Raw genomic sequence first — 12,455 nt, 5'->3', positions numbered from 1 at the left:
GCATGCAAAGTGCCACAACCCCCTACACTGGGCACACCAGCAGCAAGGAGATACGGCGATGAATGCTCCCTTACCCGAAGCGGTGCGCCAGGCACTGGAGACGGTCACCCTGGACGACAAATACACGCTGGCGCGCGGGCGCGCGTTCATGAGCGGTACCCAGGCCCTGGTGCGTCTGCCGATGCTGCAGCGCGAGCGTGATGGCACGGCTGGGCTCAACACGGCAGGCTTCATCAGCGGCTACCGCGGCTCGCCGTTGGGCGGTTATGACCAGGCGCTGTGGTCGGCGAAGAAGCACCTGGCGCAGCACCACATCGTTTTCCAGCCCGGTGTGAATGAAGAGCTCGCGGCTACCGCCGTCTGGGGCACTCAGCAGCTTGATATTTATCCGCAGAGCAGGAAGTACGACGGCGTCTTCGGTATCTGGTACGGCAAAGGGCCGGGGGTGGACAGGAGCGGCGACGTGTTCAAGCACGCCAACATGGCCGGTACCGCACGCCACGGCGGGGTGATTGCGCTGGCGGGAGATGACCACGTCAGCAAGAGCTCCACGGCCGCGCACCAGAGCGACCACATCTTCAAAGCCTGCGGTACGCCGGTGTTTTTTCCGGCGAGCGTGCAGGAGATTCTCGACCTTGGCCTGCACGCTTTCGCCATGAGCCGCTTTGCCGGGTTGTGGGCGGGGATGAAGACCATCCAGGAAGTGGTCGAATCCAGCAGCAGCGTCTCGATCGACCCGGGCCGGGTGCGCATCGTGCTGCCCGAGGACTTTGCCATGCCCGAAGGCGGTTTGCACATCCGCTGGCCCGATCCACCGCTGGTGCAGGAGGCGCGGCTGATGGACCACAAGTGGTATGCGGCGCTGGCCTATATCCGTGCCAACCGGCTGAACCACAACGTGATCGATGGTCCGCACGACCGCTTCGGCCTGATCGCCAGCGGCAAGGCCTACAACGACATGCGCCAGGCGCTCATCGATCTTGGGCTCGATGACGCCACCTGCCGCCAGCTCGGCATCCGCGTGCACAAGGTGGGCGTGGTCTGGCCGCTCGAGGCTACGATCACGCGCGACTTTGCTCGCGGCCTGCAGGAGATCCTGGTGGTCGAGGAAAAGCGCCAGATGATCGAATACCAGCTCAAGGAAGAGCTCTACAACTGGCGCGATGATGTGCGCCCGCGCGTGCTGGGCAAGTTCGATGAGGAGGGCGGTGAATGGGGCTCGCCCAACCCGGGCGCGCACTGGTTGCTGCGACCCAAGGCCGACCTGTCACCGGCGCTCATCGCCAAAGCCATTGCGCAGCGCCTGAAGGCGCTGGGCGTGCCCACCGAGGTGGCCACACGCATGGATCAGCGCCTGGCGCAGATCGCTGCACGCGAGCAGGCGCTTGCCAGCCAGACCGTAGATACGGGCGAGCGCACGCCGTGGTTCTGCAGCGGCTGTCCGCACAACACCAGCACCCGCGTGCCGGAGGGCTCGCGTGCCGTGGCGGGCATAGGCTGCCACTACATGACGGTGTGGATGGACCGCTCCACCTCCACCTTCACGCAGATGGGCGGCGAGGGCGTGAGCTGGGTCGGGCAGGCGCCATTCACGCAGGACACCCATGTGTTCGCCAATCTGGGCGATGGCACCTACTTTCACAGCGGGCTGCTGGCCATCCGCCAGAGCGTGACCGCGGGCGTGAACATCACTTACAAGATTCTCTACAACGACGCGGTCGCCATGACCGGCGGCCAGCCTGTGGGCGAGCGCCCCGAGGGCCATTCGGTCGCGCAGATCGCGCACAGCCTGCGTGCCGAAGGTGTGGTCAAGACCGTGGTGGTGACCGACGAGCCAGAGAAATACGCCGGCCGCACCCATGCCGCCAGCAGTGCGCGCGCCGGGCATCCCGAGCTGCTCAACGATCTGCCGCCGGGTGTCGAGGTGTTACACCGTGACGAGCTCGATCGCCTCCAGCGCGAGCTGCGCGAGATCAAAGGCTGCACCGCGCTGATCTATGACCAGACCTGCGCCACGGAAAAGCGCCGACGCAGAAAGCGTGGAACGCTTGCAACGCCCGCCAAGACCGTGGTCATCAACGAGCTGGTGTGCGAGGGTTGTGGTGATTGCTCGGTGCAATCGAACTGCCTCTCGGTCGAGCCAGTGGAGACTGAGTTCGGGCGCAAGCGCCAAATCAACCAGAACACCTGCAACAAGGACTTTTCCTGCGTCAAGGGCTTTTGCCCCAGCTTCGTCACCATCGAGGGCGGCCAGCGCAAAAAGCCGCGGCGCGAGCAGAAGGGCGATCTGGCCGCCATGCCCGAGCTGCCCGAGCCCTCTCTGCCCGAATGCGCGGCCCCCTGGGGCATCGTGGTCGCCGGTGTGGGCGGCACCGGCGTCATCACCATCGGGCAACTGCTGGGCATGGCCGCGCACCTGGAGGGCAAGGGTGTGGTCACGCAGGATGCGGCGGGTCTGGCGCAAAAAGGCGGGGCCACCTGGAGCCACGTGCAGATTGCCGAGGGGCCGGAGGCGATTCACACCACGCGCGTCGATACCGCACAGGCCGATCTGGTGATCGGCTGCGAGCCCATCGTGAGTGCCAACAAGACCACGCTGGCCGTCATGCAGCCGGGCCGCACCCATGTGGCGCTGAATGTGCATCGCCTGCCGGCCGCCGCGTTTGTCCACAACCCCGACTGGCAGTTTCCGCTCGGGAGCTGCGAGGCCGCGATCGGCACTGCCGTGGGCCGTGAGCAGCTTTTCATGCTGGATGCGGAGCGCGCCGCTGCGCAGTTGCTGGGCGACAGCATCTACACCAATCCGCTGATGCTGGGCTACGCCTGGCAAAAAGGCTGGGTGCCGCTCTCGCGCGTGGCGCTGCGCCGCGCGATGCAGCTCAACGGCGTGCAGGTGGACGCCAACCTGGCGGCCTTTGAATGGGGCCGTCATTGCGCGCACGATCTCGCGGCGGTTGAGGCGCTGTTTGCCGCGCGCAAGGCGATGGCGGCCGCCAGCCAGCCCACGCTGGCCGAGTTGGTGCAGCGCCGCGCGGATTTCCTCACCGATTACCAGGATGCGCATTACGCTGCCCGCTACCGCAGCTTTGTGGAGAAGGTGCGGCTGGTGGAAGAGCCACTGGGTCAGGGCACACCACTGACAGAGACTGTGGCGCGCAATCTGTTCAAGCTGATGGCCTACAAGGACGAATACGAAGTGGCGCGCCTGCACACGGACGCTGCTTTCATGCGCACGATTGCGGACGGTTTCGAGGGCGACTATCGCATCGTGCACCACCTTGCGCCGCCGTTGTGGTCCAAGAAGAACGCCAGCGGCGAACTGGTCAAGAGTGCCTATGGGCCCTGGGTGCGCAGTGCCTTTGGCTGGCTCGCGCGGCTCAAGCGGCTGCGCGGAACCTGGCTGGATCCGTTTGGCCGCACGGCGGAGCGGCGCATGGAGCGCGCGCTGATCGAACGCTACCGCTCCAGTATCGAGGAACTGCTGGCAGGGTTGACGCCAGAGCGCTGTGCCTTGGCGCTGCAGATTGCCCGCATCCCCGAGGACATCCGTGGTTACGGCCACGTCAAGGCGCACCATCTGCAGAGCGCTGGCACACGCTGGGACGGGCTGATGGCGCAATGGCGGCAGGGGCAGAATCATCAAAAACAGGAGCGCATAGCGGTTGCTGTGTAATTGCAAAGACCGCTTTTCGTCTGTTTTTTCGGGGTGGTGCCGTCAGCGCATGGCGCGGGTCGCAATCCGGAGCAGGTCGACGCATACAATTACAGGTTCACCAGCGCCTGCACGGTTTTCCCAGGCAGGCGCGCATGACATTTCCCGCTATTGGAGTTTCCCCCGTGCTGATTTCTTCCGCTTACGCCCAGACCGCCCCCGCCGCTGCCGCTGGCGGCGGCGATCTGATGTCCTCTCTCGGGGGCATGTTGCCGCTGGTGCTGATGTTCGTGGTGCTGTACTTCATCATGATCCGGCCGCAGATGAAACGCCAGAAAGAGCACCGCGCCATGATCGACGCGCTCGCCAAGGGCGACGAGGTGGCTACCTCCGGCGGTGTTCTGGGCAAGGTGACCAAGCTGTCGGAAGGGACGGTACACCTTGAAATAGCCAACGGTGTGGAGGTGCAGGTCCAGCGCGGCGCCGTCTCGCAGGTGCTGCCGAAGGGCACCGTCAAGTAAGCAGTCGCGCCCCGGTGGGGCGCGCGGTGGCGTGCTGTGGCGCGCCGTGAGAGCATCCAATGAATCGTTACCCGGCCTGGAAATACGTGATCCTCGTGATCGCGTTGTTCGTTGCGGCGCTGTATACGCTGCCCAATTTTTTCGGCGAAGCGCCCGCCGTGCAGGTGTCTTCCGCCAAGGCGACGATCAAGGTCGATTCCGTGGTGCTCGAAAAAGTGCAGCAGATCATCAAGAGCGCCGGACTCACGTCCGATTCGGTGGTGCTGGAAGGCACATCGGTGCGGGCGCGCTTCGATACCCCGGACGATCAGCTCAAGGCCAAGGATGTGATCGAGAAGGCGCTGATCCCCGATCCGTCCGATCCGCCCTACATCGTCGCGCTGAACCTGGTGTCGCGCTCGCCGGACTGGCTCACCGCCATCAACGCCCGTCCGATGTACCTGGGGCTGGATTTGCGCGGCGGCGTGCACTTCATGCTGCAGGTGGACATGCAGGCGGCGCTGACCAAGAAGGCAGAGTCGTACGCCGGCGATTTGCGCACCGCGCTGCGCGAGAAGAACATCCGCCACGGCGGCATCACGCGCGAAGGGCAGACGATCCGCATCCGGTTGCGTGACGAGGCGGCGGTGAAGGCGGCGAGCAACCTGATCGCTGACCAGTTTCAGGATCTGCAGGTCGCGAGCAGCCCCGATGGTGAAGGTCAGCTGCTGACGGCCACGATCAAGCCCGAATCACTGCGCAAGGTGCAGGAGCAGGCGCTCAAGCAGAACATCGTCACGCTGCACAATCGCATCAACGAACTGGGCGTGGCCGAGCCGGTGATCCAGCAGCAGGGGCTGGACCGCATCGTGGTACAGCTGCCTGGCGTGCAGGACACCGCCAAGGCCAAGGACATTCTCGGGCGCACGGCGACCCTGGAAATCCGCATGGTCGACGAGACCAGCGAGGGCCGCGCGGCGGAAACCGGCAGCGCCCCGGTACCGTTCGGCGACGAGAAATACCTTGATCGCAACCAGCAACCCGTCATCGTCAAGAAGCAGGTCATTTTGACTGGCGAAAACCTGACCGATGCCCAGCCGGGCTTTGACAGCCAGACGCAGGAGCCGACGGTCAACCTCACGCTCGATGCCAAGGGCTCGCGCATTTTCAAGGATGTGACGCGCGACAACGTGGGCAAGCGCATGGCCATCGTGCTGTTCGAGAAAGGCAAGGGCGAGGTGGTCACGGCGCCCGTCATCCGTACCGAGATCGGTGGCGGGCGGGTGCAGATTTCCGGCCGCATGACGACCACCGAGGCGACAGACACCGCGCTGCTGCTGCGCGCCGGGTCGCTGGCTGCGCCGATGGAGATCATCGAGGAATACACGATAGGCCCGAGCCTGGGCGCGGACAACATCCAGCGCGGCATCCATTCCGTGGTCTGGGGCATGGCGGTGATCGCCGTTTTCATGTGCGTGTACTACCTGTTGTTTGGCGTGTTCTCCACCATCGCGTTGTCGGTGAACGTGCTGCTGCTCATTGCCATCCTGTCGATGCTGCAGGCCACGCTGACGCTGCCGGGTATCGCGGCCATGGCGCTCGCCCTGGGCGTGGCGATTGATTCCAATGTGCTGATCAACGAGCGCATCCGCGAGGAGCTGCGCGCGGGCGTGTCGCCACAGACGGCGATCCACGCCGGCTACGAAAACGCCTGGGCGACGATTCTGGACTCCAACGTCACGACGCTGATCGCGGGCCTGGCGCTGCTGGCCTTCGGCTCCGGCCCGGTGCGGGGGTTTGCCGTAGTGCACTGCATCGGTATTCTGACCAGCATGTTCTCGGCGGTGTTCTTCTCGCGTGGCCTGGTCAACCTCTGGTATGGCCGCAAGAAGAAGCTCAAGAGCATTGCGATCGGCCAGATCTGGAAGCCCGACGATGGCTCCGAGCTGCGCTCGGTGGCCGGCCGTGGCTACAACAATTGATGCAACGGGAGCGATGAACCATGGAATTCTTCCGCATACGCAAAGACATCCCGTTCATGAAATACGCGTTGGTTTTCAACGTGATTTCCTTTGTGACGTTTGCACTGGCCGTATTTTTCCTGCTCACGCGGGGCTTGCACCTGTCGGTGGAATTCACCGGCGGCACGGTGATGGAGGTGGCCTACGCGCAGACTGCGGACATCGGCAAGGTGCGCGACGCGGTCTCCTCGCTCGGCTACCAGGACGTGATCGTGCAAAACTTCGGCACGTCGCGCGACGTGATGATCCGCTTGCCGGTGCAAAAAGGCGTCACATCGGCCCAGCAAAGTGAAAGCGTGATGCAGGCACTGCGCGCGCACGATCCGGGCGTCACGCTGCGGCGCACCGAATTCGTCGGCCCGCAGGTGGGGGATGAACTGGTGCACGGAGGGCTGATGGCGCTCGGCATGGTGGTGCTGGGCATCGTCATCTACTTGTCCATCCGGTTCGAGTGGAAGTTCGGCGTCGCGGGCATCATCGCCAACCTACATGATGTGGTCATCATTCTGGGATTCTTCGCCTTCTTCCAATGGGAGTTTTCGCTCTCGGTGCTGGCCGGGGTGTTGGCCGTGCTCGGCTATTCGGTCAACGAATCGGTGGTCATCTTCGACCGGATCCGCGAGGCGTTCCGAAAATTCCGCAAGCTCACGCCGCATGAAGTGATTGACCACGGCATCACGTCGACCATGAGCCGCACGGTCATCACCCACGCCTCGACCGAGGCGATGGTGCTGTCGATGTTCTTCTTTGGCGGGCAAAGCCTGCATTACTTTGCACTGGCTTTGACCATAGGCATCCTGTTCGGCATTTATTCCTCCGTCTTCGTCGCCGCGGCCATCGCGATGTGGCTCGGCGTCAAGCGTGAAGACTTGGCCAAGGTGCATACGCACAAGGGCAGTGATCCCAACGATCCGAACGCCGGCGCCGTGGTCTGACCATCTTTTGCCATTGTGCAATCGCCGGCAGACGGGCACGCGCTAACATAGCGATCCGATGGCACAACCCCCGACCTCCTATCGCGCTACCCGGCTCGCTGTTCAGGCGCGCGAGCGCTTTGTGAGCAGCCTGTGCGACGGTCTGCCAGCGCTGGGCAAGTCGCTGTCTGGCGCACTCGATTCGCAGATTCGCGATGTCGCAACGCACCAGGTGATGCAAAAGCGCCGGGATACTTGGCTGCATTTCCGCACGTTGCACCAACAATGGCTCGACAGCGTCGGTCAGGCATGGCGCGATTCGGCCGCAGCGCCGTTGAGCGGGTCCGAGCCATCGAGGAATTCGGCCAGCGATGCGCTGGGTGAGTTGGAACTGGTCAGCGAAGACGTGGTTGAAAACCGCCTCGTGGGTGCCCGTCTGGCGCGTGCCGTGGCAGCGAGCGCGGAGCATCTGCTGGAAGCCATACGCCAGCGAACCAAGCACTTGCAGGGCAGCGAGCTTGCGAGCACCGATGTGTTGCGCCCGGAGGTGGCTTGCCTGGCGGTGGTGGACCAGTGGCTGGCATCCGGCTTGTCGCGTGACGAACTGGATCTGGTGTTTGATTCCCTGCAGGAAGCGGTCGTGCAGATCGTGGTTCCCGCTTATGAGAGTGTGGCCGATCTGTATGACGAGCAAGGCGTGCCCGATGTGGCTGCTTTGCGTACCCATGCGGTGCGAGCCGCGGGGGCGGCGGCCCGTGCCCCTGGGAGCTTCGCTGCGGCTGGGCCGACTTCGGGAGCCGGAGCGTTGCCCGTTCCTGGCGGACTGTCCCCTGCGTCTTATGGCATGGCGACCCCACCGGGCATGGTGGCAGCGGGAGGTGTGCCCTATGGCGTGGGCCCGCTGGAAGAGGCACGCCAGCGCGCCCAGGAGGTGATGTTTCAGCTGCAGCATCTGCTGGTACAGAGCTCCACCGGGTTCAGCCCGGTGCAAGCCCCCCCGGCGACGATGGCCTTGACGCAGGCGCTCTCGTCGCTGCAGGTGCAGGCCAATGCGTTTTACGGCAGCGGCATGCCGCCCATGGTTGTCGGCTATGCGCCGCAAGCCGTCGCGCACGCTGCCACCGAAGTGCGCCAGCGCGCCGTGGAGCTCAAGGAAAAAGCGGAGTCGGCGAGCGAGAAGGCGATCATCGAGATCGTTGCACTGATGTTCCAGAGCATCCTGGACGAGGATCGCATTCCCCCATCGGTGCGCGTCTGGTTTGCGCGGCTGCAGGTGCCGGTGCTCAGGGTGGCACTGGGAGAACCGGCATTTTTCAACAATGCAGACCATCCTGCACGCAGACTGATCGACCGCATGGGGTCCTGCGTGCTGGGGTTCGATGCCAACGCTATCAGCGACAGCGCGCTGGAAAAAGAGATTCGCCGCGTTGTGCAGGTGGTGGAGCAGTACCCCGAAACTGGCAGCAAGGTCTTCCAGATCGTTTTGGACGAATTCGAGAAGTTTCTGGCCAGCTCGCTGGCGCAGACGCAAAAAACCGCATCCGAAATCGTGGGCGTGGCCCAGCAGATGGAGCAGAAGGAGACGCTGACCGTTCAATTCACGATTGAACTGCGCACCATGCTGCGCGATATGCCGGTGCGCGATGAGATCCGCGATTTCCTGTTCAAGACATGGGCCGAAGTGCTCGCGATGTCGGCCGTGAAGTTTGGTCAACAAGACAAGGAAACGGTGGCCTACAAGCGCATCGCTGCCGACCTGGTATGGGCGTCAGGTGCCAAGCCCAACCGCACTGAGCGAACGCAGGTCATCAAGGCGCTGCCAGCCATTCTGGAGCGCTTGCGCCGAGGCCTGGTGCTGATCGGCATCGATGGCGAGCGGCAGGATGCCGAGGTCAAGGTAATCACCGACACGCTGGCCGATGCCTTTGTGTCCAAGACTGCGATGATTTCACAGGCTCGCATCGATGAGATGGCTGAGCGGCTGGCGAACCTCGAAGAATTCATCAGCGATGAAAGCATGGGCGATATTCCGCTGAGTGCCGAGAACATCGAGATGCTGCTGGGCATCGATGCCTCGACCATCGAGGTGATTGCGGATACGGGCGCACCGGTGCAGACCGAAGCGCTCAAGCGCGCACACGAATTGCCGCTGGGTACCTGGTTTACCCTGGACCACAACCGGGGCGCCGCCCGTGTGCAGTATGTATGGCACAGCGAACGCAAGCAGTTGCATCTGTTTGTTGCGCCCAATGGTCAGAATTACCTGTTTCAGGTGCGGCGCCTGGCGGCCTACCTGCAGGCACGGCTTCTGGCGATGGAAGATGTTGAGGGCATCACGGTGCGCGCCACGCGCAATGTGCTGACCAAGCTCAATGCGAATCCGGAGCGGCTCCTGCACTGATCCGCGGCGTGCAACGACTATGATGCGCGCCTCTTCTGCCCGTAGCTCATCCGGATAGAGCAATTGCCTTCTAAGCAATAGGTAGGGGGTTCGAGTCCCTCCGGGCAGGCCAATGACAGTCGATGCGCGCGCCCCGGCGGGCCGCGCATCGAGAATCGGTACGTTGTGATGCTGTGGGTGAAGTCCTTCCATATCGTCTTTGTCGTAAGCTGGTTCGCCGGCCTGTTTTACCTGCCGCGCATCTTCGTGAACCTGGCCATGGTGGAGCCAGCTTCCGAAGCCGAGCGCGAGCGCTTGTTGCTCATGGGGGACAAGCTGATGCGATTCACCACCATGCTCGCCGTGCCGGCCGTGGTGCTCGGTCTGTGGTTGTGGCTGGGGTTTGGCATAGGTTATGGCCCGGGCAATGGCTGGCTGCATGCCAAACTGTTCGTGGTGCTTCTCGTGCTTGTGTATCACGCCAGTTGCGCAGGCCTGCTGCGCCGTTTCAGGCAAGGTCGCAACCGCCACGGGCACCGCTGGTACCGTTGGTTCAATGAGGCGCCGGTACTCATGCTGCTTGCGGCCGTTTTGCTGGTGGTGGTCAAGCCTTTTTGAGTCGCCTTCTACAATTGGGCGCCATGACCGATTCGCCCGCTTCCTATTACCAGCACCACATCTTTTTTTGCTTGAATGAGCGCGACAATGGTGACTACTGTTGTGCGCAACATGGCGCGAAAGAGGCCTACGACTACTGCAAGCGCAAGGTGAAAGAATCGGGGCTGGCCGGTGTCGGCAAGGTGCGTGTGAACAAGGCAGGCTGCATGAATCGCTGCGCTGGTGCGCCCGTGGCGGTGGTGTACCCCGAAGGGATCTGGTACACCTTTGTCGATCTGACGGATATCGACGAGATCGTGCAGGAACATCTGGGGCGTGGCCGCATTGTTGAACGCTTGCTGCTGTCACCCGAAATTGGGCGATAGGTTTCAATGCGCAACGCAAGTGGGGTGCGCGTGAAGCCATCAATTTTCATAGTAAAACCATGCGCCTTGAACGTCTTGCCCTGACGGGACCTGCGGGCACCATCGAAGCCATTCGCGATCTGCCTGATGCGGGCAGACCGCTGCGCGGGGTCGCCGTCATTGCCCACCCCCATCCTTTGTACGGCGGGACGATGGACAACAAGGTGGTCCAGACCATGGCGCGCGCATTTGTCGCCTCCGGGTTCGCTGCCGTACGGTTCAATTTCCGTGGCATAGGAGGGTCTGCCGGCACCTGGGATGAAGGGAGAGGCGAGGTGCAGGACATGCTGGCAGTCGTTGCCCAGGCGGCAGCGGACGCACCGCTGGCGCTGGCGGGTTTTTCTTTTGGTGCATTCGTCACCAGCCACGTCCTGAGCCAGGTCTGGGGGGTGCGCGAGGTGACGCATGTGGTGCTGGCAGGCACAGCCGCGGGGCGTTTTGGTGTGGCAGAGGTGCCTCAGCCCGCGCGTGCGCGTACCTTGGTCGTGCATGGCGAAAGTGACGACGTCGTGCCACTGGCCGCCGTGATGGATTGGGCGCGGCCCCAGCTACTGCCTGTAACGGTTGTACCCGGTGGCGGGCATTTCTTTCATGGACAATTGCCCCTGCTCAAGGGCTTGGTGGCACGCCATCTGCAAGCGACGGCATAGTCGCTGGGTCTCAGTGGGCGAACGGCCCTTCTTTATCTCTATGCGCGTCCGGCCTCCGCGGCGGGCGCTGGTTCTCATGAAATCGCTTTTCTCTTTTCTGCATCGCCTCGTTGGTCTGTTCGTGCTCGTGCCTTGGCTGGCTTTCGCGCAGGCGCCCCAGCCGCCGGAGATTGCAGCTCGCAATTACCTGCTGATGGATTTGACGTCGGGCCAGGTGCTGGCCTCCAAGGACGTTGATGCCCCGATAGAGCCGGCCTCTCTGACCAAGATCATGACCAGTTACCTGGTTTTTGATGCGCTGCGCAGCAAGAAGCTGACGCTGGAGCAGCGTCTGCCGGTGAGTGAATTGGCCTGGAAGATGCCTGGATCGCGCATGTTCATCGATCCCAAGATGCAGGTTCCGGTGGATGACCTGCTCAAGGGCATGATCGTGCAATCAGGCAACGATGCGTCGATGGCTTTGGCGGAAGGTGTGGGCGGGACAGCCGAAAATTTTGTACGACTGATGAATGAACAGGCCAAGGCGCTGGGGCTCAATGGCACGTCTTTCAAGAATCCCGAAGGCCTGACCGAGCCCGGGCATCACACGACGGCGCGTGATCTGGCGACGCTTTCGCAGCGGTTGATGCAGGATTTCCCCGAGTACATGCACTATTTCGCCATCAAGCAATACCGCTATGAGGGCACACCCAAATCCAACGCCAACAATCGCAATGTGCTGCTGTTTCGCGATCCGACCGTCGATGGTTTGAAGACCGGGCATACGGCGGCAGCAGGCTACTGCCTTGTGGCAACTGCCAAGCGTGATGTGGCACAGGTTGGCGCAAGGCAGATGATCGCCGTCGTACTTGGCGCGGCCAGCGACAACATCAGGGCGAACGAGACGCAGAAGCTGCTCAACTGGGGCTATACCGCGTTCGAGGACGTGAAGCTGTTTGATGCCGGTCAACCTGTCGCTGCTCCGCGCCTGTGGAAGGGCACGCAGGACACGCTGAAGATCGGTCGCAACCGACCTATCGTGGTGAGCGTGCCTGCAGGCAAGGCGGACAAGCTTTCCACTCAGGTCGTCCGGCCGGATCCGCTGCTCGCGCCTTACGTCAAGGGTCAGGAAGTAGGTTTGCTCCAGGTAACGCTGGGCGAAGAAAAGCTTGCCGAACTGCCGTTGATGGCGTTGGAGAGTGTGGACCAGGCCGGGTTGCTGGGGCGCGCCTGGGATGCCATTCGTCTCTGGATCAAGTGATGATGGTTTCTACCGACTGATAACGGCTTGCTTCGTCCCCGATGTTTGGCGATACTGCAGTGAAACAGTGTGCAAC

At 62.9% G+C, this 12,455-nt stretch carries 9 protein-coding genes and 1 tRNA gene; all 10 read left to right on the top strand.

From position 1 onward, the window contains the following. Positions 1 to 58: 58 nt before the first annotated feature. The 10 genes from ABS45_RS12980 (at position 59) to ABS45_RS12935 (ending at position 12,379) form a co-directional block, all read left to right on the top strand. On the top strand, positions 59 to 3,673 hold the full coding sequence (locus ABS45_RS12980; RefSeq protein ID WP_291556012.1) for an indolepyruvate ferredoxin oxidoreductase family protein: 3,615 nt from the start codon (positions 59 to 61) through the stop codon (positions 3,671 to 3,673). Between the two features lie 164 nt (positions 3,674 to 3,837). Further along, entirely contained in the window at positions 3,838 to 4,173 is a 336-nt protein-coding gene (yajC, locus tag ABS45_RS12975; RefSeq protein ID WP_291556010.1) for a preprotein translocase subunit YajC, read from the top strand. A gap of 59 nt (positions 4,174 to 4,232) precedes the next feature. Continuing rightward, positions 4,233 to 6,134, top strand: coding sequence for a protein translocase subunit SecD (secD, locus tag ABS45_RS12970; protein WP_291556008.1), 1,902 nt, complete (start codon positions 4,233 to 4,235; stop codon positions 6,132 to 6,134). A gap of 20 nt (positions 6,135 to 6,154) precedes the next feature. Further along, positions 6,155 to 7,108 (top strand): protein translocase subunit SecF, encoded by a 954-nt coding sequence (secF, locus tag ABS45_RS12965; RefSeq protein WP_291556007.1) that lies wholly within the window; start codon positions 6,155 to 6,157, stop codon positions 7,106 to 7,108. A 58-nt stretch (positions 7,109 to 7,166) separates the two neighbouring features. After that, on the top strand, positions 7,167 to 9,488 hold the full coding sequence (locus tag ABS45_RS12960; protein WP_291556005.1) for a DUF1631 family protein: 2,322 nt from the start codon (positions 7,167 to 7,169) through the stop codon (positions 9,486 to 9,488). Positions 9,489 to 9,523: 35 nt separating this feature from the next. After that, positions 9,524 to 9,600, top strand: a tRNA-Arg gene (locus tag ABS45_RS12955). Between the two features lie 56 nt (positions 9,601 to 9,656). Continuing rightward, positions 9,657 to 10,085, top strand: a complete 429-nt coding sequence (locus ABS45_RS12950; RefSeq protein ID WP_291556003.1) for a CopD family protein — start codon at positions 9,657 to 9,659, stop codon at positions 10,083 to 10,085. Positions 10,086 to 10,108: 23 nt separating this feature from the next. Then, on the top strand, positions 10,109 to 10,450 hold the full coding sequence (locus ABS45_RS12945) for an NAD(P)H-dependent oxidoreductase subunit E (RefSeq protein ID WP_291556001.1): 342 nt from the start codon (positions 10,109 to 10,111) through the stop codon (positions 10,448 to 10,450). Positions 10,451 to 10,509: 59 nt separating this feature from the next. Then, positions 10,510 to 11,139, top strand: coding sequence for an alpha/beta family hydrolase (locus tag ABS45_RS12940; protein WP_291555999.1), 630 nt, complete (start codon positions 10,510 to 10,512; stop codon positions 11,137 to 11,139). Between the two features lie 76 nt (positions 11,140 to 11,215). Then, the gene (locus tag ABS45_RS12935) at positions 11,216 to 12,379 is read left to right on the top strand and encodes a D-alanyl-D-alanine carboxypeptidase family protein (protein ID WP_291557227.1); all 1,164 of its coding nucleotides are present in this window, start codon (positions 11,216 to 11,218) and stop codon (positions 12,377 to 12,379) included. Positions 12,380 to 12,455: the final 76 nt, after the last annotated feature.

Source organism: Comamonas sp. SCN 65-56 (genome assembly GCF_001724135.1).
GTDB lineage: Bacteria > Pseudomonadota > Gammaproteobacteria > Burkholderiales > Burkholderiaceae_C > Comamonas_C.
The sequence above is the reverse complement of the archived record's forward strand: the minus strand, read 5'-3'. Positions and strand labels throughout refer to the sequence as shown.

What these genes read in the sequence shown, in the direction of transcription:
- ABS45_RS12980 (WP_291556012.1), top strand. Translation starts at nt 59, where the DNA reads ATGAATGCTCCCTTACCCGAAGCGGTGCGCCAGGCACTGGAGACGGTC.
- secD (WP_291556008.1), top strand. Translation starts at nt 4,233, where the DNA reads ATGAATCGTTACCCGGCCTGGAAATACGTGATCCTCGTGATCGCGTTG.
- secF (WP_291556007.1), top strand. Translation starts at nt 6,155, where the DNA reads ATGGAATTCTTCCGCATACGCAAAGACATCCCGTTCATGAAATACGCG.
- ABS45_RS12960 (WP_291556005.1), top strand. Translation starts at nt 7,167, where the DNA reads ATGGCACAACCCCCGACCTCCTATCGCGCTACCCGGCTCGCTGTTCAG.
- ABS45_RS12950 (WP_291556003.1), top strand. Translation starts at nt 9,657, where the DNA reads ATGCTGTGGGTGAAGTCCTTCCATATCGTCTTTGTCGTAAGCTGGTTC.
- ABS45_RS12945 (WP_291556001.1), top strand. Translation starts at nt 10,109, where the DNA reads ATGACCGATTCGCCCGCTTCCTATTACCAGCACCACATCTTTTTTTGC.
- ABS45_RS12940 (WP_291555999.1), top strand. Translation starts at nt 10,510, where the DNA reads ATGCGCCTTGAACGTCTTGCCCTGACGGGACCTGCGGGCACCATCGAA.
- ABS45_RS12935 (WP_291557227.1), top strand. Translation starts at nt 11,216, where the DNA reads ATGAAATCGCTTTTCTCTTTTCTGCATCGCCTCGTTGGTCTGTTCGTG.